The following is a 19,957-nucleotide window of genomic DNA, read 5'->3' as shown; positions in this document are numbered from 1 at the left end:
CGGCGGCACAATAGCCGGTTTCCAAAAAGAGGTGATTGTCGAGCGTAGATGAACATTCGTGCTTTTTTTGCGCTGCCGATCCCGGATCGAATCTCCCGGGCTCTGGCGGACTACGCCGATACGTTGTGTGAATACGATCGCGGGCTTGATGCGCATTGGGTCGATTCCGCCGGTTACCATCTGACACTCTGTTTCCTGAACGAGATAACGCTCGATCAGGTTCAGATGCTTGAGAGGGCGGTGGCTCAGGCGCTGGATGATATCCCCAGCTTCCAGTTGAATCTGGATACGCTGGACTATTATCCGGTCAATACGCGCCTTGCTGTGATCGCTGCGCTGACCAGTGATCCCGCCCCGCTTGCCGCTTTGCAGGAACGCTTGGCACAGGTGGTGAAGGATAGTGGCATCGATTATCACGAGAAAGGATTTCGGCCACATGTGACATTGGGACGACTGCCTTCGGACAACCGCTTTGAAGCGCCGGAGTGCTGGCCTGTGCTGCGTGAAGTGGTGCCGGTGGACTCGGTTGTGCTGTTCCAAAGTCGCCCAGGTGAGCGTGGCTCTATCTACACACCTCTTTTCGAAACCCGTCTGCCTGCGCCGTGGGCAGCCTCTGAATCCAAAGATCTGGTTAACGATGCGAACGCCTGAACTCCTGTCCCCGGCGGGGACATTGAAAAACATGAAGTATGCATTCGCTTATGGTGCGGATGCAGTTTACGCCGGCCAGCCGCGCTATAGTCTGCGGGTGCGCAATAACGACTTTACCCACGACAATCTGGCCGAAGGCATTCGGGTTGCACACGAGCTCGGCAAGAAGTTTTTCGTGGCCAGCAACATCATGCCGCATAACTCCAAACTGACCACCTATATGCGTGATATCGATCCGGTGGTCGAGATGGGGCCGGATGCATTGATCATGTCCGATCCGGGTCTGATCATGATGGTCAAGGACAAGTATCCGGATCTGCCGATCCATCTGTCAGTTCAGTCCAATACCATGAACTGGGCGTCGGTGAAGTTTTGGCATCGCGCCGGTATCGAGCGCATCATTCTCTCCCGCGAACTGTCGCTGGAAGAGGTGGCAGAGATTCGAGATCGCTGTCCGGAGATGGAGCTTGAAGTGTTTGTACACGGCTCGCTGTGTATCGCTTATTCAGGTCGTTGCCTGCTGTCAGGCTATATCAACCATCGTGACCCCAACCAGGGTACGTGCACCAATACCTGCCGTTGGAAATACGATGCTCATGAGGCAAAGGAGGACGATGCTGGCGATGTGGTGCCGGTTCAGTCCTTTGACCCGACTGCAGAGGCGAAGCCTGCGTTGGGTGAGGGTAAGCCGACCGATAAGATCTTCCTGTTGCAGGAGGAAACCCGTCCCGGTGAATACATGCCCGCGTTCGAAGATGAACACGGCACCTATATCATGAACTCCAAGGATCTTCGCGCCATCCAGCATGTGCATAAGCTGGCCGAGATGGGTGTCGATTCGCTGAAAATCGAAGGGCGTACCAAGTCGCATTACTACGTTGCACGTACCGCTCAGGCTTATCGCCAGGCGATCGACGACGCTGTGGCCGGCAAACCGTTCGACATGGGTTTGATGGATGTATTGGAGAACCTGGCCAACCGCGGTTACACAGAAGGTTTCTACCGTCGCCATGTCCATGATGAATATCAGAACTACGAAACCGGCAACTCGGTGGGTGTTCATCAGCAGTTCGTCGGTGAAGTGCTCGAACATGACGCCCAGCGTGGAACGTTGACGATCGACGTGAAAAACCGGTTCGAAAAAGGCGATACGCTGGAGCTGATGACACCTGTCGGAAACCGTCGTTTCAAGCTCTCCGAGCTGTACGACAAGAAGGGGCAGGCGGTGGATGCCGCGCCGGGCTCCGGTCATCGTGTCACGATTCCGCTCGATTTCGACACCGATATGCAATACGCCTTGCTGATGCGTGATCTGCCCAATGCGCCGCCGCGCTAGTCTGTAATGTCTGGAAGTGTCATCATTCGGGAGCCTTAGTGGCTCCCGAACTGTTTTCAGCAACCTGCACGGCCCATTTACATTGAACACGATTCAGAACAAATACACCTTCCTGCATGCATTGCGCCCGTTCTCTTTCGGTGTGGCGGTCACCACTTGCCTGATCGGGATTACGGCGGCCTGGCAAGAGGGGGTTCTGATACCGTTAAATGCGTTACTGGTAGTCATTGGCGGGCTGTTGCTGCAGTCCGGCGTTAACCTGATTAACGACTACTCCGATATCGAGCTATTAAGCGGTGAGGAGGGCAGCGCCTGCCTGATAGCGGCTATACGCCGAAACTTTCGTGCAGGTATCGGGTGTTTCCTATTGGCCACCCCGCTGGGGTTGTATCTAGTGGCCGATCGCTCGATGGCTCTGCTTGGGTTGTTCGCGCTCGGGCTAGCCGGTGCACTGGGCTATACCCTGAACCCTGTCAACTACAAGTCACGCGGGTTGGCCGTGGTGCTCGTGTTTTGGTTGATGGGGGTTTTTATGGTGGTGGGTAGCTATGTTGCCGTGGGAGGGGTATTGAACAGGGCGATCATCGCTCAGTCGATACCGATCAGCCTGCTCGTATCGCTGCTGCTGTTGAGTAACGAGTTGCGGGATTACGAGAGCGACAGGGATCAGGGGCTTAAGACATTGACGGTCAGGGCCGGTTTTACGCAGGCTAAGCGGTTGTACTGGTTGCTGATGGCCTCGACTCTTATTGCTTGCCTGGTGCTTTGGGTCTCCGGTCTGCTTGCTACGCCCTGGCCGTTGCTGATATCGCTACCCTTTATGATTCGCCCCCTGCGTTACCTGAATACGTCTGCGGAGCAGCGTCGACCGCTGACGCCGGCAACCGGTCAATTAGTCATGGTGTTTGGTCTGTTGTTCTGTTTTGCCTTGAACTGACCCCCTCCGTTAGTTGAATAGCCGCAGTCATCCGGTCATTAACTGGTGTATAATGCCGCCCCAACCGAAGGGGTGGAAAGCCTGTCAATGTTGAACGCCCCGACCCTCAACATAGAGCCTTAAAGGCCCGAGTCTGAATGGAGAGTCCCGAATGAGCGTTATTCGCCAGGATGATTTCATCAGCAGCGTTGCAGATGCGCTGCAGTTCATCTCCTACTACCACCCGATCGATTTTATCCAGGGTGTGCATGAAGCCTACTTGAAGGAGCAGAACCCGGCGGCGAAGGACGCCATGGCGCAGATTCTGATTAACTCCCGCATGTGCGCCGAAGGCCGCCGTCCGATCTGTCAGGATACCGGTATCGTGACCGTGTTCCTGAAAGTCGGGATGAACGTGCAGTGGGATGCCAAGATGTCCGTGACCGATATGGTCAACGAGGGCGTGCGCCGTGCTTACCTGAATCCGGATAACGTACTGCGTGCCTCCATCCTGGCCGATCCGGCCGGCAAGCGCCAGAACACCAAGGACAATACCCCGGCCGTTATTCACTACGAGATCGTAGAGGGTGATGAGGTTGAGGTGCATGTGGCAGCCAAAGGTGGCGGCTCCGAGAACAAGTCCAAGATGGTGATGCTGAACCCGTCTGACAGCATCGTCGACTGGATCGTCAAGACTGTGCCGACCATGGGTGCAGGCTGGTGTCCGCCGGGTATGCTCGGTATCGGAATCGGCGGTACTGCAGAGAAAGCCGCGGTACTGGCGAAAGAGTCGCTGATGGATCCGATCGATATCCACGAGTTGCGTGAGCGCGGCCCGCAGAATCGTGTCGAAGAGCTGCGTCTGGAAATTATGGATGCCGTCAACGCGCTGGGCATCGGTGCTCAGGGCCTCGGCGGTTTGACCACCATCCTCGATGTGAAGATCAAGGACTACCCGACTCACGCCGCCTCCCTGCCGGTGTGTATGATTCCGAACTGTGCCGCTACCCGTCATACTCACTTCACGCTGAACGGTAACGGCCCGGCCGTACTGACCCCGCCGAGCCTGGACGAGTGGCCGGAGGTGACCTTCGAGGTTGGCGCCAACACTCGCCGTGTAAATCTGGACGAGATCACCCCGGAAGCGGTGAAAGAGTGGAAGGTGGGCGAGACCATCCTGCTCAACGGCAAGATGCTAACCGGCCGTGATGCGGCTCATAAGCGTATGGTCGAGATGTTGAACAACGGTGAAGAGCTGCCGGTGGATCTGAAAGGCCGCTTTATCTACTACGTCGGCCCGGTTGATCCGGTTCGCGATGAGGTTGTAGGTCCGGCAGGCCCTACTACCTCCACCCGCATGGACAAGTTCACCCGTCAGATTCTGGAGAGCACAGGTCTCTTGGGCATGATCGGCAAGTCCGAGCGTGGTCCGATTGCAATTGATGCAATCAAGGACAATCAGGCGGTCTACCTGATGGCGGTCGGCGGTGCGGCTTATCTGGTGTCCAAGGCGATCACCCATGCTGACGTTCTGGCCTTCCCGGAGCTGGGTATGGAAGCGATCTACGAGTTCGAGGTCAAGGACATGCCGGTGACGGTAGCTGTCGATACCTCTGGCGAGTCCGTTCACACCACCGGTCCCGCCAAGTGGAAGGATATCATCGCGCACAGCGCCTGATCGTCGTCTCTTGCAAACCAAAACCCCGGCTTAGGCCGGGGTTTTGTATTTGGAGCAACCGCTTTCGGGCGAGAGCGGCTTGATCTGCATCAACCGGACCCTGCAAACAGTACTGAAGTACTAAGGTGTTCATGCTGCACCGCGGCATATAGTTGACCTATCCGTTAACAACTTTCCGAGGTGTGTCCCATGACTATTCGATGGATAGCTGCACTTTCCTTAAGCGCGTTGGTTGCAGCACCGGTTGCACTGGCTGACAGTGATGAGCAGGAAGCGATGATTGCCGCAGGTCGAGCGGTGTTCCACAAATGTGAAGCCTGTCACACGCTGGATCCGGCCAAGAACGGCTTTGGACCGAATCTGCACGGCGTAGTCGGGCGTGAGGCCGGTACTATTCCTCGCTTTGCCTATTCAGATGCGTTGAAAAACTCCGGTATTACCTGGACCGAAGACAATCTGCGTAAATGGGTTGCCGATAATGAGGCGCTGGTGCCGGGTACTCGCATGCGCCACGTTTCGGTGACCGACCCAGTCGAGCAGGACTACCTAATCGCCTTTCTTAAGTCACTGAAATAAAGCGACATTGCGCATGGGAGCGGTTCTGTAGAGGCGCTCCCGCCTTCCGAGTGGCGTGCAAGCCGTTCAGTTGCGTGTGCAGAGATGAATGCCGGGCAGGCTGCTGACGCTCTCAACTCTATTTCTTCCTTGCTGCTTAGCACGATAGAGCGCTGCGTCTGCTTCCCTCAAGATCGCCTCGGGCGGGTATAGCCGGGTATTGTTTACATGTATAAGCCCTGCGCTGACTGAAAGCTCAATCGGCTCATCGTGCTCGGAGCGTATGCTCAGTTCGGTACATGCCTGACGTATCTTTTCGGCAATGTTCTGTGCGCTCTCAAAGGTGATCTCCGGCAGTATCAGCGCAAACTCCTCGCCGCCGTATCGCGCCGCCATTTCGCCGGACCGCTGACTGAACTGTTTAAGCAAGTCGGCAAATGCCTTTAGGCAGTCGTCGCCGAGCAGATGACCGTACCGGTCGTTAATACACTTGAAATGATCGAGATCGAACAGAACCAGTCCCAAGGAGTGTCCATGTCGACTGGACCGGTCATATTCGCTTTGCAGGGCAGTGTCGAAGCAACGTCGGTTTTTCAGCCCCGTCAGACCGTCTATTTGAGATAACTCCCTTAGCTCGGCATTGGTGTTGTGTAGCTCGGTGGCCACCTCGCCATATCGCCACACGCTTTGCACGATAGCGTTGAGCTCCGAAAATAACGGTCGACAGGTATCAGGAGGTAGCGGCGTGCCAAGTCCGACGCTATCCAGTGCCCGGGTTGCGTGAAGAATCGGTTTTAGAACCAGAACATGGAAGCAGATTACGGACACGGTACCCAGCAGGGCAAATATCGATAGCAGTATCTGTGTATAGGTTCTGACCTGAAGTGCATCGCTTTCTACCCTCTCTGCCAGCTGTTGGGTTTTCAGCGCGGCATCGCTGTTCAGCATGCCCGATAACGTTTGCTGGGCGGCAAGCGCTTGCACGTGAATCTGGCGGGTTTGTTCGATCAGTACCTGCATCTGTGTCAATGACCGACTCTGCCGTTGCAGCAGTGAGAGATACTGGTTGATGGCTGTCTGTTGAAGCGGCTCGTCGGCAGCTAAGGCAGACAACGAGTCTATGATAGAAGTTATCTCCTGTTGCAGATGCCCCCAATCCGAGTTGTGTATGGACGTGTCTGTAGTGGATGCAGCGAATCGGCTGATGGCGTGGCTTTGCCGGTAGAAAGGGCTCTCCAGCATCAAAGATGGCGCGAGCGACTCATAGAGTTCAAGTTCGGATTCTGCCAGCTTATTCAGCGACTGCTGGATCTGACGCTGCTGCTGGCGGATCTCGATGAGTGCGAGCAGCTTTGTAATGACATCGTCCGCCTGGCGATTGATCTGTTCGTCAGCCTCAAGTGCAAGGCCGTGGACCAGCACCTGTGCCTGCAGTCGGGCCTGGCGAGCGATAAGCGGATCTTCGACCCAGAACACAGTGTTGATATAGCTGTGCAGCAGCTCTGCACGTTCGCCGTTGTGGCGCCAGCGTGTGATCTGCGGCAACTGCTCCTCACTCGTCTGACGGGCCTTTTTGACGATGCCATCCAGCAAGGGAGTCGACAGCCAGACCGCCAAGCCGCCCATTAGCATAAGGAGTACGACTCCGACATACAGGGTGGTAGCAAGGCTGATCTGTATCCTGCCGGGGAATAAGACTGAAGTTTTGTCCGTCCGCATGGTTCAGCCCCTTTCAGTAGATACTGAACGGAAAGTATTTGCGGTTGATTTGGTCGTAAGTGCCGTTGAGGCGAAGTTGCTCAAGGGCGCGGTTTATCTCCTCCCGAAGGACTTGGTCGCCTTTTTTGACTGCAATATGAGCCTTGCTCTGCAGCTCGGGGGATTTGACGGGATCGCCTACGAAATCCATCCCGGCCGCCATCGCCTGTGGCCGTTCCAGAAAATCGAGCAGGTTAGTGGTGTCGGAGAGGACAAAGTCCACTTTCCCCTCCAGCAGCATTTGTAACGCCTGCGGCATATTATCGGTGAGTATGACGCGGCTGAGTGTGTAGTGCTTGTTAAGAAAATCTGCCTGAATGGTGGCCCGTGCGGTAGCCAGGGACTTGCCCATCAACGCTGTAGGTGTGGTATCGGTAACCTCGGGACGACCGGCAAAGATGGAGTGTGACTGGTAATAATAGTCGGTGAAATCCACCTGCGCTTCGCGTTCCCGGGTTTTGGCCATGCTGGCAACGACCATATCGAGCTTGCCGGCTTGGAGCTCATCGAGCAGATCTGTCCAGGCCACGGCCTTGATGTCGCATGTCCGTTCGAGGGCCTGACACAGGGCGCGTGCGATATCGACATCGAAGCCTGCCAGTTGTCCCGTGCTGTCAAAATAGCTGAAGGGAGGGTAGGCGCCTTCGGTCGCAACCCTGAGTGTCTCGCCAACTGAACTGCTGCTCCAGAATAGAGCCGCGAGCAACAGATAGATCTGAGCATAACGCCCGCGTTTCGACATTCCTTTGTCCCCGTGCCGTGAGCTAATTGGCTGATAGGTCAATTTTAAACCGGCAGCGGGAGATTGTCTTTGAGCGCTTCTAATTATCTTGCGTCAGGTGATGAGCGCAGATACTTCAGGACTGCCAGAAGCGCTTATTCCCCTCGCGCGCAGCATCCGCTTTCGAAAGGCCAAGATCTTTGAGCATATGACTCTCGAGTGCTAATAGCTGTTTACGTTGGCGTTGCTGCTGCTGTAGCTGACGTAACCGACGGTAGGCGGACCGGATAAGCTGTGTGAAAAACATCGTGCTCTCCCTGGTGGTTGTTGATTTCAGGGAGCAGATTAAGAAAATATGGAATAGGTATACAGATTCAGATATAAAGAATTTTTAGTATACAGATTGCTGTATTTTCTATCTGTATATCATTTTATAAGCATAACTGTACTGGTTTATTTTAATATTGGTGTTCACTGATGAAATTGTACGAGGGGCTCGCGGATTATCTTCGTCAGCGCATAGAGCAGGGGTTTGTAGCGGGTGGCGAGAGAATGCCATCGATTCGTGCCCTTAGCCGTGAGCATGGCGTGAGCATTACCACGGTTCAGGAAGCCTATCGGCAGCTCGAAGATGCAGGGTTAGTGGAGTCCAGGCCGAAGTCGGGGTACTTCGCCAGACTGCGTTCAACCACGCCCGATCTACCACAGGTAAGCCGGCCTGTACGCCGCCCCATAGAAGTTTCCCAGTGGGAGGATGTGCTTAACATACTGGGGGCTGAGGCACCCTCGAAGCTGTTCTCTCTGGGGCATGCCATGCCCGATCTGGCCGGTGCCACACTCAAGCCTCTATTGAAACTCTGGTCGATGCAGGCGCGTAGAAGCGACATGAGGGGCTTGGAGTATGACAGCCTGCGGGGTACGGAGGAGTTGCGTACCCAGGTCGCGCGCTTGGGGGACCACTCTGGATGTCAGTTGCATCCGGACGAGCTCATCATAACTACCGGTTGCCAGGAGGCGCTGTTCTGCGCGCTTCGCGCCGTAACAGAGCCGGGGGATATCGTTGCCGTGGACTCTCCCTGCTTTTACGGTGCCATGCAGGCGATCAAGGCCAACGATCTCAAGGTGATGGAGATACCGACCCATCCTGAAAGCGGCTTGAGCATCGAGGCGCTTGAGTTGGCGATGGAGCAGTGGCCTATCAAGGCGCTGGCGGTGACGCCTACCTGTAACAATCCGCTTGGCTACTCCATGCCCGACTCGCGCAAGCGTGAGCTTCTGCTGCTGGCGCAGCGGTTCGATATCGCCATCATTGAAGATGATATCTACGGCGATCTGACCTATGCATGGCCAAGACCGCGTACGATCAAGGCGTTTGATACCGATGGAAGGGTCCTGTTGTGTAGCTCGTTTTCGAAGACGCTTGCCCCGGGGTTGAGGCTGGGATGGATAGCTCCAGGGCGTTATCGTAGCCAGGTGATTCACAACAAGTTTGTTTCCACGGCGGCTTCCAGCACTCTGTCCCAGTTGGCGGTCGCTCAATTTATTGCCGAAGGGGGATATGAGCGGCATCTGCGCAAGGTGAGAGCGCAGTACCAGCGTTACCGTGATCAGATGGTCAGTTGGCTTGAAGAGCATTTTCCGCCGGGTATCCGAATCAGCTATCCACAGGGGGGGTACCTGCTCTGGGTAGAATTTGCCCGGGAAGTGGATTGCGTCGAACTCAACCGTGAACTCAGCGACAGACAGTTCAGAATCGCGCCTGGCGTGCTGTTTTCGGCTACAGGCAAGTACCGCAACTGTATGCGGTTGAACTTCGTCAATGGCGTGGATGCTCAAACGGAGGAGGCGCTCTGTGTGCTGGGCGATATGATTCGGCAGCGCTACCCCGACTAGGAGGCGATGCAGCGGTTACGGCCTGCTGCTTTGGCTTGATAGAGCGCTTGATCGGCACTGTGAAGGATGGTTTCCAGTGACTCTCCCTCTCTGGCGAGATGGCTGCCTGCGCTGAGCGTTATGCTGACGGGTTCCTGATCGCCACCATAGAATACCTGATGCGCTTCGACAGCCTCTCGTACGCGTTCACAGAGTTGGTGTACAAGGTCGCGTTGCTCGGTTTGAATCAGCACCAGAAACTCGTCTCCGCCCCAGCGAGCGGCACTGTCGTAGGGGCGGATGACGGAGCGTATCTGCTGTGCAACGCCAACCAGTATCCGGTCCCCCGCTTCATGTCCGAACCGGTCGTTTACGTCCTTAAAACCATCCAGATCAAGCCAGATTAGGCCAAAGGCGCGACCCTCGCGCTCGAGCTGCTCGGTTTGACTTTCCAGTCGCTCCTGCATGCCACGTCGGTTCAACAGGTCAGTGAGAGGGTCTGTCTTGCTTTGTAGTTCTAGCGCCTTGGTTCGCTCCAAAACCTTGGTTTCCAGCTCTTCCCGGGACCGTTGAACGGCGTGTGCCATGGTCTGGAAATGTGTTGTAAGGCGGCCGATCTCACTCTTTGAGGATATCGGTGCGAGGGTCGAGGGCGCGTGGCCCTGCCGGATTTCATCCATCGCTGATTCAAGCTGTCCAAGAGGCCGGATGACGAAACGGCTCAATGCGATGTGCAACATGAATAAACTGATTAACAGCATCAGGCCGAAGCTCAGTAGAATACCGGTGAAGTGGCTCAGTGGCAGAATAACATCGAGGTCGAGTAGGGTTATTTCATACCAGCCAATCTCGGGCAGGTAGGCGATGCCTGCGAGATGACGGCGGTTATCGATGGTAACGAATCGGCTCAGCACTTGATCCGGCGTTTTTGCCAGCTGTTGCATCAGCTCCCGAACCGCCTGCCTGTCTTCGTGGTCTGAAAAGAGCCTGTCGACCGTTTTTTTGTCGGCACTGGCTTTGGTGATCGAGGCGAAGTCGATCAGGTTCTGGTCACGAAAAAGCTGAATGGCACCATCATGATCGATGAACAGGCGGGTGATGCCGGGATCTGTCGGATCGACTACATCATTGAGAAAATGGGTTAAGTCCAGGCCGGTGCCCGCCACGCCCAGAATACGCTCTCCATCGCGCATCAGCATGTCGATCCAGAGTTTGGTGACGCCCAGTTCGACGTCTGGGTTGACGTTCAGGTGCATATCGCGATTTTGCTGCACAATGTCGTAAAACCAGCGGTCGGCAGAGCGCTCTGGGTCCAGCGTATAGCGATACTGTTGGTCGGCGTACTCGTTTTCGGCGTTATTGTGGTAGTAGCGACCCGAGTCGAGCAGCGCAACGAAGTAGCTGTGGTCGCTGAAGTTGCGGCGGAAAGTCTCCATCTCGGTGATCGCTTTCTGGGTCAGCGTGTCGTCCGAGGGGTTGTGCGCCCACTCCAGTAGCTGCTGCGAAGTTGCAAATTGGCGTGACAGGGCGATTTCTCGCAGAATTGGCTGCAATGTACGGCCCTTGTCGTACAGCACCTGTTTTTCGGCATAGCGGGTAGCCCACTCTTCGACGATGGACTCGGATAACTGGCGAACCAGAACCCATACGATGGCCGCCGCGATGACAAAGAGGGCGAGCATCAAAAGCATGAATCGGGTTTTGAGATTCATCGCGGATCCTGAGCGGGTAGAGAATGTTGATCATATTAACAGGATCAAACCTCCGGTTATTTTACACATTGGTATTGTGTGAGGCAGTCAACTTACACACAGAGGTGACAGTGATACTGAAACGCAAGAGAAAAACGACACGACGCCCTCGCAGTTTGTTCGTGCGCGTACGCAACGGATTGCTGTGGCTGTTCGGCGGCAGTTTCGCCCTGTTGCTGTCGCTTCTCGTATTGATGCGTTACGTCAATCCACCTGTGTGGAGTTGGCAGTTGCACAGGATGATCAATCCTCCGGCGGGATATCCCGATCAGGTGCGTCATCAATGGCGCGATCTCGATACGATTCCGCGATCGGTGCAGTTGGCGGTTATCGCCTCCGAGGACCAGCGTTTTCCGTTGCACTCCGGCGTCGACACCAAGGCGATCGGTCAGGCGTTGGAGGAGGCGCTAGAGGGCGAGCGCCTGAGGGGCGCCAGTACGCTGACACAACAGACGGCGAAGAACCTGCTGTTGTGGCCGGGTCGGGACTGGCTTCGAAAGGGCTTGGAGTTACCGCTTGCGCTGCTGCTGGAGCTGGTGTGGGGAAAAGAGCGCATCCTTGAGGTGTACCTCAATATTGTGGAGTTTGGGCCCGGTGTATACGGCGTCGCAGCGGCCAGTGAGTACTGGTTCAATAAGCCAGTGTCCCAGTTGACGCCGTCACAGGCCGCGCGCCTGGCTGCGATTCTGCCAAATCCCTGGCAATACAGCGCCGAGCCACCGAGCCGATACGTCCTCAAGCGTAGTTACTGGATTGAACGCCAGATGTCGCAGCTGGGTTTTTCCTGGCTGTCGCCGCTTCATGATTGAATACCCGAGCAAACAGGTCGGAAGTATGCGCTCTCTGAGGTATAATGCTTCCGGCCTTCCGCTATAAACCCGGTTAATCTTTATGCATACCTCGACACCTGTTCACCAGCTCGCTCCTGCGTCGACTGGACGCTCATCCGCTTCTTTTCTGCCGGTGTCCCGTCAGGAGATGGACGCATTGGGCTGGGACGCCTGCGATATCATCATCGTCACGGGGGATGCCTATGTGGATCATCCCTCCTTCGGCATGGCGATTATCGGCCGCTTGCTCGAGGCTCAGGGATTTCGTGTCGGAATTATCGCGCAACCAGACTGGCACAGTGCCGATGCCTTTCGGGCATTGGGAAGGCCGCGCCTGTTCTTCGGTGTTGCCGCTGGAAACATGGATTCGATGATCAACCGTTATACGGCTGATCGTAAGAAACGTTCGGACGATGCCTATACACCGGGTGGTATGGCGGGCAAGCGTCCGGATCGTGCCAGTCTTGTATACAGTCAGCGCTGTCGTGAGGCGTACAAGGATGTACCGATAATCCTCGGTGGAATCGAGGCGTCGCTGCGCCGCATTGCGCATTACGACTACTGGCAGGACAAGGTGCGCCGATCAATCCTGCTGGATGCCCGGGCAGATCTCCTGTTATACGGTAATGCCGAGCGGGCCGTCGTTGAGTTGGCTCATCGTTTGTCAGCGGGCGAGCCGATCGAGCGAATTACCGATATCAGGGGGAGTGCGTTTATTCGCAAAGATACCCCTGACGACTGGATGGAGATAGATTCCACCCGCATCGACCGTCCGGGCAAGATCGACAAGATTATCAACCCTTACGTTAACACCCGCGATCTGCCCCAGTGCGAGCTGGAGAAGCAGCAGGGTGACGCGGCCGTCGAAACAGACGATACACAGGTTCTCCATATTGAACCGTCTCCTCGGCAGCGTCTTGATCGCAGCCGGACCGTGATCCGCATTCCTTCGTTTGAAAAGGTCAGCCGCGACCCGGTGCTCTATGCCCATGCCAGTCGGGTCCTGCATCTCGAGACCAATCCGGGCAACGCCCGCGCGTTGGTACAGTTGCACGGTGATCAGGAGGTCTGGCTGAATCCGCCGCCGATCCCTCTGAGCATGGAGGAGATGGATTATGTCTTCGATCTGCCTTACGCGCGCGTACCGCACCCGAGCTATGGGAAGCAGGAGATACCGGCGTATAAAATGATCCGGTTTTCGGTCAATATCATGCGCGGTTGCTTTGGCGGTTGCACCTTCTGCTCTATTACCGAGCATGAGGGCAGAATCATTCAAAACCGCTCTCAGCACTCGATCATCCGCGAGATCGAGCAGATTCGCGATAAGGTGCCGGGCTTTACCGGCGTGATTTCCGATCTCGGTGGGCCAACCGCTAACATGTATAGGCTGGCGTGCAGAAGCCCTGAGATTGAGGCGGCCTGCCGCAAGCCCTCATGTGTCTATCCGGGCATTTGTCAGAACCTCAATACCGATCATTCGGCGCTGACCACGCTGTATCGTGCGGCGCGCAAGCTAAAGGGTGTGAAGAAGATCCTGATCGCCTCGGGGCTGCGTTACGATCTTGCCGTCGAGGATCCAGAGTATGTGCGTGAGTTGGTAACACACCATGTCGGCGGTTACCTGAAAATTGCGCCCGAGCATACCGAGCGCGGGCCTCTCGACAAGATGATGAAGCCCGGTATCGGCACCTACGATGCGTTCAAGAGGATGTTCGAGCGTTTCTCGGCCGAGGCGGGCAAAGATCAGTACCTGATACCCTATTTTATCGCGGCGCATCCAGGTACAACCGATGAGGATATGATGAATCTCGCGCTTTGGCTTAAGCGCAGCGGTTTCAAGGCGGACCAAGTCCAGGCCTTCTATCCGTCACCGATGGCGACAGCCACTGCGATGTATCACAGCGGACGCAATCCGCTAAGGCGACTGAGTTACAAGAAAAGTGCCGAGAAAGTCGAAACGGTCAAAGGGGAGCGTCAGCGCCGTCTTCACAAGGCTTTTCTGCGTTGGCACGATCCTGATAACTGGCTGCTGCTGAGGGAAGCACTCAAGGAGATGGGGCGCGCGGATCTGATTGGTTCGGGCGAACATCAGTTGATCCCCGAGCATCAGGCCGAATCGGATTATGTTGCACCTCGACGCAAGAATTCCCACAAGTCTTCGCGGGCGGGCAAGGGGCGCATCCTGACCCAGCATACGGGCTTGCCGCCACGTCAAGACGGCGAGAAGGGCAAGGGGCGAAAGCCCGGCGGTGCCGGCGTATCAGGCAAAGCCAAACCTGCTTCGCGTCAGGCGGGCAAAGGGCGGGAACAGGGTAAGTCGGTTTCCGCCCGCAAGTCCCGTCGCGTATAAGGCTAAATACGGAATCGGCTGATCAGACGCTCAAGCTGCTCGGCCATCGCAGCCTGCTGTTCGGCCTGTCCGCTGAGCTCTCTTGCGTGTCCGCTGATCGTTTCTGCACTGCTGTCGATGCTCGAGATGCTGCGGCCAATATCGTTCATCGCCGTGGATTCCTCTTCAGCGGCGGCGGCAATCTGCATCGACAGTGATGCAATGTTATCCACTGCGCTGACGATTTCATCCAGCGCCTCGCTGACATCCCGAATTTGAACGGTGGTGGAGGCCATGTCGCGCTGGTTTTCCTCCATCAGGCGGCTGGCGTCCGCTGTTTGTGCCTGCAGTCGCTGGATGATCTCCTCAATCTGGGCGGTGGAGGCGTGGGTACGCTGTGCCAGCGTGCGCACTTCGTCCGCAACGACCGAGAAACCACGACCCTGCTCACCGGCACGGGCGGCCTCAATAGCGGCGTTCAAGGCCAGCAAATTGGTTTGCTCGGAGATCGAGTTGATGACATTGATAACCTCAGAGATGGTATCGCTGCTGCTTCTCAGTTCAGCCGTGATGTTACCGACCCTGGCAATATCGTCGCCAAGCCGCTGAATCGAGCCGAAGGCTGACTGCATTCGGCTGTGGCCCTCGGCGGCGAGTTCATTGGCCGAGCGTGCAACCTCGGATGCATTGGATGTGCTACCGGCGACATCGGCGATCGCCGTTGATACCTCTTCGATTGCGGCTGCAACCTGCACGGTTTCTGCATTTTGTGTTTTCAGGCTGCGTTCCGTCTGCTGCACAGTGTGACGGGTATTACGGGCCTCTTCACTGAGCAGGTGGCTGGCGTCATTTACTTCACGGATGGCGCTGGCAAAACCTTCAAGTGTGTGGTTGAGGTTGCGGGCCACGTCGCCGAGTTCGTCGCTTGAAATGACCTCGGCGCGCACGCTGAGGTCATGTTCGCTGCGCGCCTTGTCCATTGCGTGATCAAGCGAGAGCACCTGCTTGTTAACTGTATGGCTTATGCGCAGGGAAAGCCCACCAACGACCAGTAATGCACTGGCGAGCATCGCCAGCTCAACCCACATATTGAAGCTGGCCTGAGCATGATCGTTACGCGCCTGATCGATAAGGGCTCCGGCAATGATGTCTTCCATCTCTTTCATCAGGTTGATACGCGCGGTTGCGCGTTCGAACCAGTCTGTGCCACTGATGCCAAAGCCGCCTTCAGATGCTTTGTCGATGGCGGTCGAGCGGCGTTTCTCGACTTCACCGAAAGCGGACTGCTTACTGATCTGCTGCCATTTTTGTTTAAGCGCGTCAGATGCAGTTACTTCGAATTGGGACAGGTAGGTATTCTGTTCTGAGACAAGGGTCAGAAAACGGGCGAAGAGTCCTGGGGCAAACTGGTCGGCGGCAAAGGTGTTGCTTAGCACTGCTCGCTCTATGCCGGCACGCTCCTTGGCCTGCAGGAAAGCGAAGAAGGCGCTGGCTGTTCTGCTTAGGTCTGCACTGGTGCTGATAATAGACAGATCACCTGCGACGGAAAGGAGGTCTTTGTTGAGTCCGGTGTAATACCCGAGAGCATCTTTCAGTGCGATAGTGCGGGCATCGGTTGTCCGGCGCGTTGCGGAAAGCTGGCTCAGGCTGTTATCGATGCGGTTGAGTGTGTCGTTGATTTTGGCATCGTCGCTGTCGAGGTTGGTACGATAATCGCGCCAGGTCTTGAGCGCTGCGTCGGTTAGCTTGCGCTGATTATTGAGTTTTTCGGCGAACGCCTGATCACCAGAGCCGAGCCAACCGCTGGTTGCGCCGCGCTCTTTTTGAAGTTCGTGGACCAGTGCGCTGTTGATGGTAGAGAGTTCTGCAATGTGCTCAAGCTTATCAAGGGCGCGGCTGGTGTTCAGGTCGGTGAGCGATTGCGATATCAGGAGCAGTGACAAGAGTAGCAGGGGTAGAAAGGCCAGTGTCAGAATCTTGTGTGAAAATTTGAGTTTCATCCGTCTACTCCGATTGTCCATAATCAAGCCGAATTCACGATCAGGCTGCCGAGTGCTCGTATAACGGTTTGTGCACCAATTGCCTTATGTGGTGTCGGTCAAGTATTGCACAGCTTTTTGGCAACCGGGAGCACCGGCGGGCGTTTGGAGTCAAAGTAATTGGTCTTAGACCAGTATGTAAGAAATTGATGAAAGGGGAGCATATCGCCAGTCTAGACCATTGTAATTGGTTTGAACTGGAGTATTATGCGGAAAAGGTTGTCCTCCGGTCGGCAATTTTTAAGCGCGAAAATAGCGTGTTTTGAGGCGGATCCAAGACGTTGGATATAAACTTCCATCGTAGTGGACGCGATACAGCAAGACCGGGCCCGCCAGCGGGTAAGCTGGTTCGGAGTTTCATTGAGTTTGATGCTACACACAGTTAGCGGGTTTTTGACCGCAAAGCTTCATAAATTGCCGGTACGATCCAAAAGTCAGGGACCGACGGCCTTTGAAGTGTCTACCAGCTCTCATCTTACGGCCATCCCGGCCGACGTTCCCTGTTTGACACAAACGATTGCCGATGGTGTGCGAACGCTTTCTGTTCGTGCTGTTTCCGCTTGCCGTTTGTCCGGGGATAGCACCGTGAGAGTTCCGGTAGGGTGAGCCAGGGCCCGACGCAGCGCCTTGGCGTTGCGTCAAACGTGTTCAGCGCCGCGGGTAATTCAGCGCGCGGTTGCCGGAACGGCGAGGTTTGACTCGGGTAGTCGATCAGCGCCACACAGGATTCGGGATAGGCCCGAACTTGTTAAGAACCAGGTCGGGATACAGGATTTCGACCGGAAAGAAGTCGCCAGCTTTTCGCTGGTATGAAAGAAAAAAGAAAGAGGCAAAACATGTCACAGCTCGTAACCGGCACCGTTAAATGGTTCAACGATGAGAAAGGCTTCGGCTTCATCCAGCAGGAAAACGGTCCTGACGTATTCGTTCACTTCCGCGCAATCAACGGCACTGGCCGTCGTACACTGCACGAAAACCAGCAGGTTACTTTCGAAGTAACTCAGGGCCAGAAAGGTCCTCAGGCTGAGAACGTAACGGTCGTCGCGTAAGTAACGCCGTATACAGAAGGGCGGACACTTCGTGCCCGCTCTTCGCTTTTCCGCTTTATCCCCTCGCGATTAGCTCGCGCTCTTTTGTCATACGCTTTTAAGACAGCGCAGCAGTTCGTTCGTCAGCGCGTCGATATTCAGCGGTTCTGCCGACAGTAATTCGATACGTGAATCCCTTCGCCAGGCCAGTTGCGTGATCGTCCGATCCGACAGCATCCGATTGTAGCCGATCCATGTATGCCCGATGCGTATAGCGCCTTTAACGCGCAGGCAATCACGTTGTTGATCGAGCAGGTCTGTTATGCGGTTCGTATCGAAGCTGTCCTCTGCACTGAAGAGCCAGCTTTGGCTGAAAAAGCCCTCCATCTCACCGGAGAAAAATGCCGGGCAACCGGGCGTCGCGGTCATTGCGTTGTCAGGTGGTGGTTCTTGAACGCCAGATGCGGCTGGGCGCAGCGCTCCGCCTGAGCGTCTTGTGTGGGCACCGGCCACTGCATCCAGGCAATCAGGGTTCAACTCTCCCATGGAAGTTGTGAGGACCTGGTGTTTGGGCGGGAACATGTTGTCGGACAGCGCCTGTGCTTCGGCAAGCTGCTCTGCTGTGCAGAGGTCGGACTTGTTAATGACCAGAATATCAGCCATGCCGATCTGAACCCCGAATACCGGGTGTGACAGAATTTCGGGTTGCTCCAACACACGCGGATCGATCAGACAGATCATGGAGCGCAGATCGATCACCGACGCAAAATCAGGCCCCAGCAGCAGATCGACGATACCGACAGGGTGGCCAAGCCCCGTAGGCTCGATGATCAGTCGGTCTGGTTTGGCGGTGCGCAGCAGGCGGGTCAACGCGACGCGCAGTTGCGGCCCGCGTGCGCAGCAGAGGCAGCCTCCCGGGATCTCCTGAATATGGACGGCTTCGTCGTTGTCGATCAAGGATTGGTCGACACCGATTTGACCGAACTCGTTGACCAGTACGGCCCAACGTTCCGATGGCGGCTTGTTGGCCAGCAGGCGATTGATCGCTGTGGTTTTTCCGGCACCTAGAAAACCGGTAATGATGTTGGTTGGAACTGACTTGATGATGTTGATAAGCGGCCTCCGTAGAGATGCAGGGCTGACGCAGAGGCGCATTGTCCTTCGCTGTAGAGGCAACAGCAAGTCTGGTGCTGAACTGTTGACTTGGCAGCGCTTTTAGCAGGCCGCTTGATCGGTCAGGCGCACTCTTGCTCGATGCGCCGTTTGGCTTCCAGATAACGCGGTGTCGGGCCGATGTCTTCATACACCGGGTCGTCGTCTTCGACCCGTATAATGCGAGAGCCCGCACGGTAGGGCATCTTCTCTTCAACTTCGACGAGTACCTGGTGCAAGAGGCAGGCGCTGACCTCGTCGATGCTAAGGCCATACACCTCCGCCAATGCCTTGAGTCGAATCAGGTCTTCGTTATCGATCTTGAGGGTAACTTCTCGTTCGCTGGCCACTCGGCGAGAGCGGCTTTCAAGCTCGGAGAGCAGGGAGTTGATGTGTCGTTCAGGCATAATGTTCACATCTCTCGGCTGATTGCTTGAGTACATTTTCAGCATAGACGAGAGTGCGCGCGCTGCCTATCGAAAAGCCCGTCATTCAGGCAATGACGGGCATGTTTGCCAGGCCGGTCTACTGTTTTAGGAAGCCGCGTGACTGCAGGTAAGGCAGCATATGCGGGCGTGCCTCTTTCACCAGCATTTCTGAAATCTGACCGCTCCAGGTCATCTCCTTGGTGCCGCCGGTGCGCGTTCTGTAGTACTCAAGTACCTGCTCGTCGTAGGCCTTGATTGCATCATGGTCCTGGGTGTCGTCGTAACGGTCCTGTTTGAGCACGACATTAAGCGGCAGGCGGGGTTTGGTTTCGGGGTCCTGATCAGGGAAGCCAAGACACAAACCGAAGACCGGGTAGACCAGTTCAGGCAGTTGCAGCAGATCGGAGACGCGTTCAATCTGGTTGCGCAGACCACCTATGTACACAAGGCCAAGCCCCATGGATTCGGCCGCTACGGCAACGTTCTGTGCGAATAGGGCACAGTCGAGCGAGGCGGTTAAAAACTGCTCGGTATAACCCGACTGCATCTCGGCTCCGTGCATTTCGCAGGCCAGCTGATGGCGGCGCATGTCGGCGCAGAACACGAGAAAACGCGGAGCGCTGGCGACATATGCCTGATTGCCGGCGCACTCGGCCAGCTCGGTTCTAAGCGTTGGATTATCGACCTGAATGACCGTGCAGGCCTGAATGAAGCTGGAGGTAGCAGCGCATTGCCCTGCTTCGATCAGGGTATTGAGTGTCTCCTGCTCGATTGCATCCGGGCGGAACTTGCGAATGGAGCGGTGCTGTTTTAGCAGCTCAATAACGGCGTTCATCGTGGGTGTATCCTTTTTCACTGTATCGCGAAGCCCTCAATGATGCCTGCTTACTATATTCACGACCAGTGCACAGGC

General features: G+C 55.9%; 17 protein-coding genes. 9 read left to right on the top strand and 8 right to left on the bottom strand.

The genetic code is table 11. From position 1 onward, the window contains the following. The first annotated feature begins 48 nt into the window (after positions 1-48). From thpR to ADIMK_RS13790, 5 genes are all read left to right on the top strand, one after another. Positions 49-651 (top strand): RNA 2',3'-cyclic phosphodiesterase, encoded by a 603-nt coding sequence (thpR, locus tag ADIMK_RS13810; RefSeq protein WP_051692960.1) that lies wholly within the window; start codon positions 49-51, stop codon positions 649-651. Beyond that, positions 638-1,987: a prephenate-dependent tRNA uridine(34) hydroxylase TrhP gene (gene trhP / locus ADIMK_RS13805; protein ID WP_036189178.1), complete on the top strand. Its 1,350-nt coding sequence runs from the start codon at positions 638-640 to the stop codon at positions 1,985-1,987. Before thpR ends, trhP begins: the two co-directional genes overlap by 14 nt. Before the next feature lie 82 nt (positions 1,988-2,069). Beyond that, positions 2,070-2,924 (top strand): prenyltransferase, encoded by an 855-nt coding sequence (locus ADIMK_RS13800; RefSeq protein ID WP_051692959.1) that lies wholly within the window; start codon positions 2,070-2,072, stop codon positions 2,922-2,924. A gap of 151 nt (positions 2,925-3,075) precedes the next feature. Beyond that, complete coding sequence (locus ADIMK_RS13795; protein ID WP_036189177.1) at positions 3,076-4,581, top strand: fumarate hydratase; 1,506 nt, start codon at positions 3,076-3,078, stop codon at positions 4,579-4,581. Between the two features lie 189 nt (positions 4,582-4,770). Further along, positions 4,771-5,157 (top strand): c-type cytochrome, encoded by a 387-nt coding sequence (locus ADIMK_RS13790; protein WP_036189176.1) that lies wholly within the window; start codon positions 4,771-4,773, stop codon positions 5,155-5,157. 66 nt (positions 5,158-5,223) lie between these two features. On the opposite strand, the gene ADIMK_RS21425 is transcribed toward ADIMK_RS13790, so the two are convergent. The 3 genes from ADIMK_RS21425 to ADIMK_RS21745 all read right to left on the bottom strand — a co-directional run bounded on the left by ADIMK_RS21425 (position 5,224) and on the right by ADIMK_RS21745 (position 7,922). Continuing rightward, the gene (locus tag ADIMK_RS21425) at positions 5,224-6,855 is read right to left on the bottom strand and encodes a GGDEF domain-containing protein (protein ID WP_081849793.1); all 1,632 of its coding nucleotides are present in this window, start codon (positions 6,853-6,855) and stop codon (positions 5,224-5,226) included. A gap of 13 nt (positions 6,856-6,868) precedes the next feature. Next, on the bottom strand, positions 6,869-7,636 hold the full coding sequence (locus ADIMK_RS13780) for a transporter substrate-binding domain-containing protein (RefSeq protein ID WP_036189175.1): 768 nt from the start codon (positions 7,634-7,636) through the stop codon (positions 6,869-6,871). A 115-nt stretch (positions 7,637-7,751) separates the two neighbouring features. After that, positions 7,752-7,922, bottom strand: a complete 171-nt coding sequence (locus tag ADIMK_RS21745) for a YjiS-like domain-containing protein (RefSeq protein ID WP_081849792.1) — start codon at positions 7,920-7,922, stop codon at positions 7,752-7,754. Positions 7,923-8,092: 170 nt separating this feature from the next. Between ADIMK_RS21745 and ADIMK_RS13775 the strand changes: the two genes are divergently transcribed. Beyond that, positions 8,093-9,508 carry an aminotransferase-like domain-containing protein gene (locus ADIMK_RS13775; protein WP_036189173.1) on the top strand — a complete coding sequence of 472 codons (1,416 nt, stop codon included), beginning with the start codon at positions 8,093-8,095 and terminating at the stop codon, positions 9,506-9,508. On the opposite strand, the gene ADIMK_RS13770 is transcribed toward ADIMK_RS13775, so the two are convergent. Then, positions 9,505-11,199 carry a GGDEF domain-containing protein gene (locus ADIMK_RS13770; protein WP_036189171.1) on the bottom strand — a complete coding sequence of 565 codons (1,695 nt, stop codon included), beginning with the start codon at positions 11,197-11,199 and terminating at the stop codon, positions 9,505-9,507. The genes ADIMK_RS13775 and ADIMK_RS13770 overlap by 4 nt on opposite strands. Before the next feature lie 110 nt (positions 11,200-11,309). Here ADIMK_RS13770 and mtgA point away from each other — a divergent pair, with 110 nt between their 5' ends. Both mtgA and ADIMK_RS13760 read left to right on the top strand, forming a co-directional pair. Further along, complete coding sequence (gene mtgA / locus ADIMK_RS13765; RefSeq protein ID WP_231517057.1) at positions 11,310-12,047, top strand: monofunctional biosynthetic peptidoglycan transglycosylase; 738 nt, start codon at positions 11,310-11,312, stop codon at positions 12,045-12,047. An 82-nt stretch (positions 12,048-12,129) separates the two neighbouring features. Further along, complete coding sequence (locus ADIMK_RS13760; RefSeq protein WP_051692957.1) at positions 12,130-14,418, top strand: YgiQ family radical SAM protein; 2,289 nt, start codon at positions 12,130-12,132, stop codon at positions 14,416-14,418. Between the two features lie 2 nt (positions 14,419-14,420). Here ADIMK_RS13760 and ADIMK_RS13755 read toward each other — a convergent pair whose 3' ends face one another. Then, complete coding sequence (locus ADIMK_RS13755) at positions 14,421-16,397, bottom strand: methyl-accepting chemotaxis protein (protein ID WP_036189169.1); 1,977 nt, start codon at positions 16,395-16,397, stop codon at positions 14,421-14,423. An 875-nt stretch (positions 16,398-17,272) separates the two neighbouring features. Here ADIMK_RS13755 and ADIMK_RS13750 point away from each other — a divergent pair. Further along, positions 17,273-17,485: a cold-shock protein gene (locus ADIMK_RS13750; RefSeq protein WP_010325086.1), complete on the top strand. Its 213-nt coding sequence runs from the start codon at positions 17,273-17,275 to the stop codon at positions 17,483-17,485. A gap of 87 nt (positions 17,486-17,572) precedes the next feature. Here the strand turns inward: ADIMK_RS13750 and ADIMK_RS13745 are convergent, their stop codons facing one another. The 3 genes from ADIMK_RS13745 to nfsA all read right to left on the bottom strand — a co-directional run bounded on the left by ADIMK_RS13745 (position 17,573) and on the right by nfsA (position 19,879). Next, positions 17,573-18,619: a CobW family GTP-binding protein gene (locus ADIMK_RS13745; RefSeq protein WP_051692956.1), complete on the bottom strand. Its 1,047-nt coding sequence runs from the start codon at positions 18,617-18,619 to the stop codon at positions 17,573-17,575. Between the two features lie 80 nt (positions 18,620-18,699). Next, on the bottom strand, positions 18,700-19,023 hold the full coding sequence (locus tag ADIMK_RS13740) for a hypothetical protein (RefSeq protein WP_036189164.1): 324 nt from the start codon (positions 19,021-19,023) through the stop codon (positions 18,700-18,702). 118 nt (positions 19,024-19,141) lie between these two features. Continuing rightward, positions 19,142-19,879 (bottom strand): oxygen-insensitive NADPH nitroreductase, encoded by a 738-nt coding sequence (nfsA, locus tag ADIMK_RS13735; protein WP_036189162.1) that lies wholly within the window; start codon positions 19,877-19,879, stop codon positions 19,142-19,144. Between the last annotated feature and the right edge of the window lie 78 nt (positions 19,880-19,957).

Source organism: Marinobacterium lacunae (assembly GCF_000705555.1).
GTDB classification, from domain to species: domain Bacteria; phylum Pseudomonadota; class Gammaproteobacteria; order Pseudomonadales; family Balneatricaceae; genus Marinobacterium_D; species Marinobacterium_D lacunae.
This window is presented reverse-complemented; position numbering and strand designations above follow the sequence as displayed.

What these genes read in the sequence shown, in the direction of transcription:
- ADIMK_RS13760 (WP_051692957.1), top strand. Translation starts at nt 12,130, where the DNA reads ATGCATACCTCGACACCTGTTCACCAGCTCGCTCCTGCGTCGACTGGA.
- ADIMK_RS13780 (WP_036189175.1), bottom strand. Translation starts at nt 7,636, where the DNA reads ATGTCGAAACGCGGGCGTTATGCTCAGATCTATCTGTTGCTCGCGGCT.
- ADIMK_RS13770 (WP_036189171.1), bottom strand. Translation starts at nt 11,199, where the DNA reads ATGAATCTCAAAACCCGATTCATGCTTTTGATGCTCGCCCTCTTTGTC.
- ADIMK_RS13745 (WP_051692956.1), bottom strand. Translation starts at nt 18,619, where the DNA reads ATGCGCCTCTGCGTCAGCCCTGCATCTCTACGGAGGCCGCTTATCAAC.
- ADIMK_RS13795 (WP_036189177.1), top strand. Translation starts at nt 3,076, where the DNA reads ATGAGCGTTATTCGCCAGGATGATTTCATCAGCAGCGTTGCAGATGCG.
- ADIMK_RS21745 (WP_081849792.1), bottom strand. Translation starts at nt 7,922, where the DNA reads ATGTTTTTCACACAGCTTATCCGGTCCGCCTACCGTCGGTTACGTCAG.
- trhP (WP_036189178.1), top strand. Translation starts at nt 638, where the DNA reads ATGCGAACGCCTGAACTCCTGTCCCCGGCGGGGACATTGAAAAACATG.
- ADIMK_RS21425 (WP_081849793.1), bottom strand. Translation starts at nt 6,855, where the DNA reads ATGCGGACGGACAAAACTTCAGTCTTATTCCCCGGCAGGATACAGATC.
- ADIMK_RS13740 (WP_036189164.1), bottom strand. Translation starts at nt 19,023, where the DNA reads ATGCCTGAACGACACATCAACTCCCTGCTCTCCGAGCTTGAAAGCCGC.
- ADIMK_RS13755 (WP_036189169.1), bottom strand. Translation starts at nt 16,397, where the DNA reads ATGAAACTCAAATTTTCACACAAGATTCTGACACTGGCCTTTCTACCC.
- thpR (WP_051692960.1), top strand. Translation starts at nt 49, where the DNA reads ATGAACATTCGTGCTTTTTTTGCGCTGCCGATCCCGGATCGAATCTCC.
- ADIMK_RS13790 (WP_036189176.1), top strand. Translation starts at nt 4,771, where the DNA reads ATGACTATTCGATGGATAGCTGCACTTTCCTTAAGCGCGTTGGTTGCA.
- nfsA (WP_036189162.1), bottom strand. Translation starts at nt 19,879, where the DNA reads ATGAACGCCGTTATTGAGCTGCTAAAACAGCACCGCTCCATTCGCAAG.
- ADIMK_RS13750 (WP_010325086.1), top strand. Translation starts at nt 17,273, where the DNA reads ATGTCACAGCTCGTAACCGGCACCGTTAAATGGTTCAACGATGAGAAA.
- ADIMK_RS13775 (WP_036189173.1), top strand. Translation starts at nt 8,093, where the DNA reads ATGAAATTGTACGAGGGGCTCGCGGATTATCTTCGTCAGCGCATAGAG.